This is a genomic window from Clostridium sp., assembly GCF_051654825.1.
Classification (GTDB): domain Bacteria; phylum Bacillota; class Clostridia; order Clostridiales; family Clostridiaceae; genus Clostridium.
The window spans coordinates 1-2,859 of the sequence record NZ_JBOFYU010000241.1; the positions used below are offsets into that span (position 1 = coordinate 1).

At 27.8% G+C, this 2,859-nt stretch carries 2 protein-coding genes and 1 pseudogene; 1 reads left to right on the plus strand and 2 read right to left on the minus strand.

Annotated elements, in window-relative coordinates; genetic code table 11:
* A pseudogene (locus ACRDBA_RS14740) lies at positions 1-157 on the plus strand (GTP-binding protein); the annotation flags it as partial.
* Between the two features lie 335 nt (positions 158-492).
* Here the strand turns inward: ACRDBA_RS14740 and hflX are convergent.
* Both hflX and ACRDBA_RS14750 read right to left on the minus strand, forming a co-directional pair.
* Positions 493-1,737, minus strand: a complete 1,245-nt coding sequence (gene hflX / locus ACRDBA_RS14745) for a GTPase HflX (protein WP_438506593.1) — start codon at positions 1,735-1,737, stop codon at positions 493-495.
* Between the two features lie 181 nt (positions 1,738-1,918).
* A partial coding sequence (locus ACRDBA_RS14750; protein ID WP_438506594.1) for an MFS transporter occupies positions 1,919-2,859 on the minus strand: 941 nt, incomplete at its 5' end.

Sequence of the window (2,859 nt, forward strand, 5' to 3'; positions counted from 1 at the left end):
TGGAGCAATACTAGTGGTATCAGCTGTAGAAGGAATTCAATCCCAAACAAGAATACTATTTAACACCTTGAAGTATCTTAAAATCCCAACATTAATATTCATAAATAAGCTAGATAGGATTGGAGCAAATTGCAATAGACTTTTTAATGAAATAAGGGGTAGCTCCGTTTTTTCCGAAATTTTGCATCAAACTTGCTCTAAAGCCAGTAAATTAAACGGTTCAAGAACTTCATAATTCTTGAACCGTTATATATTTATTAATATTAGCTATTATCTTGTACTGTATTTTAATTATCAGATAAATTGGAATTTATAGGTGAGTACAAGCTATAGTCTCTTTTAAATAAATCGTCTTTCATATACTTATATATATATGAAACCCTTTATTTATCAGAACATAACTCATTTATTACTTTATACTTTTGTAAGTGTAAAAAAAAGAGATGCTAATATTTCTACAAACATCTCTTTTTAATATATTAGTTTTTTATACTAAATTATATACTCTTTATATTTGATATATTCAACTTTACTACATTCAAAATCGAATATAACACCACTATCTGTATATTCAAAATTTATAACAGCTTCATTTTCCATAATATAAGCTATTATCTTTGCATCTAAATATGGAACCATTATCTTTAATTTTATATACTCAGCAAAGATTTCTTTACATATAGATTCTATTAATTCATCTATACCTATATTCATTTTAGCTGAAATAAAAATGCTATCATCATTTAATTCTTCTAATTCAACTAAATCACTTTTATTGAATACATAAATCGAAGGAATATTTTCAGCTCCAATTTGGTGTAATGTTTCATTAGTAACCTTAATATTATTTTCATAATTAGGATTAGAAATATCTACAATATGAAGTAATAAATCTGCATCACACACTTCTTCTAAAGTTGATCTAAAAGCTTTAACTAAATTATGTGGTAAATCCCCTACAAATCCTACTGTATCTGATAATAAGAAGGACCTATTATTAGGTAATTTTATCTTCCTCACATAAGTTTCTAAGGTTGCAAATAACATATTTTTTTCAAATACTTTTTTATCTTCATTATTTATAAACTTTTCTACAAATACATTCATAACTGATGATTTTCCTGCATTTGTATATCCTACAAGTGCTACGTTTGGTATACTTGATTTTCTTCTTTTACTTTTTTGAATCTCCCTTTGATACATTACTGTATCTAATTCCTTATTTAGATTTACTATTCTATCTTTTATTCTTCTAAATTCTAATTCTGATTTTGTTTCTCCAGAACCTCTATTTTTAAGTCCTGCTCCACCACCTTGACGACCTAAATCCTCATTATCATCTATTAGCTTTGGGAGTTCATATTGAAGTCTTGCTATCTCTACCTGTAACTTAGCTTCTCTAGCTTTTGCTCTATTTGCAAATATATCTAATATTAAAGTGGTCCTATCTATGACACTACACTCTATTTCTTCTTCAATATTTTTTAATTGTGATGCTGATAGCTCATTATTAAATACTACTACATCAACATCTTTTTCTAAGATTAAATCTCGTACTTCTTTAATTTTTCCACTACCCATATAGAATTTTGAATTCACTTTTTTTGCATTCTGTTTTATATGAGCAACTTCCTCTATTTCACAAGCTTGGCATAAATTTTTCAGTTCTATCATAGACTCATCAAAATTAATTTTATTATTTATGTTAATACCTACAAGTATTCCTTTTTTTCTCATATTCATAATCTCCTATAATTCTTATATTTAAACTTCAATATTTAAGTATAACGGGATTATGACTTTTGATTAAGTTAAGATAATAGTCACAACCCGTGTCTTATCCTCTTAATCTTAAAAAATATATACAACCACGTATAATCATATATTACCTCCTAATTTGTGTCTGTTTTAAATAATACTATTTTTCTATTTTACCAACAGCACTATTGAACTTACATACAAATCCAATTATAACTGTTAAAATTCCTGATATTAAAAACCATTTATCAATCCCAATTATCTGAGATACTGGTCCAGCTATTAAAAGCCCTATAGGCGTTGCTGAAAGCATCATGCTATTGCTAATTGAAATAACTCTACCCAGGACACTCGGTTCTATTTTACTTTGAAGTAAAACATAATGAGCACCACCAAATAGTGGTCCTGCTAATCCCATAATCATTGACATCAATGCAAATACTACTAAATAGTTCATTGGAAGCATACCTGATACAGTTAATGCTATTCCAAATATCACAATTGATAAACTAATTATATTACTCTTCTTATATTTTTCACCAATAAGACCTAATAGTACAGACCCTACAAGTAATCCTATTGAAAATGCAATTTCTACAAACCCAGCTTCATAAGCTCCTCCATTAAAATGATTACTCACCATAAGAGGAAATAATGATGCAATTGGCATAAATATAATCGTATTTATAGATAATATAACTGTAAGAATATACATACCTTTATTTTTTCTCAGCTCTTTAAATCCATATATCATTTCTTGAATCATACCTTCATTGTTAACATCATCTTGACTTTTGGGTGGATTAGGTATTTTGACAAATAACAATGTTGTAACTGCCATTATAGCTCCAACAATATCTATTATTAAAATATATTCTATCGAGTATTTCGCAAAAATCAATGCTCCAAGAGCTGGTGCTGCTATGTTTGATATCGATTGTATAAATTGAGTTATACTTGCCGCTAAGCTTAATTTATCTTGAGGTACAATCATAGGTATTGATGATTGCATTGCAGGCATATGGAAACTAGTTCCTATCGATCTAATTGCAAGTACAAAATATATCATCCCTAATGATTCTTTTTGGTTTATAAATAAAA

Bases quoted from the DNA above. Each gene is read 5' to 3' on its own strand.
- hflX (WP_438506593.1), bottom strand. From the start codon at position 1,737: ATGAGAAAAAAAGGAATACTTGTAGGTATTAACATAAATAATAAAATT.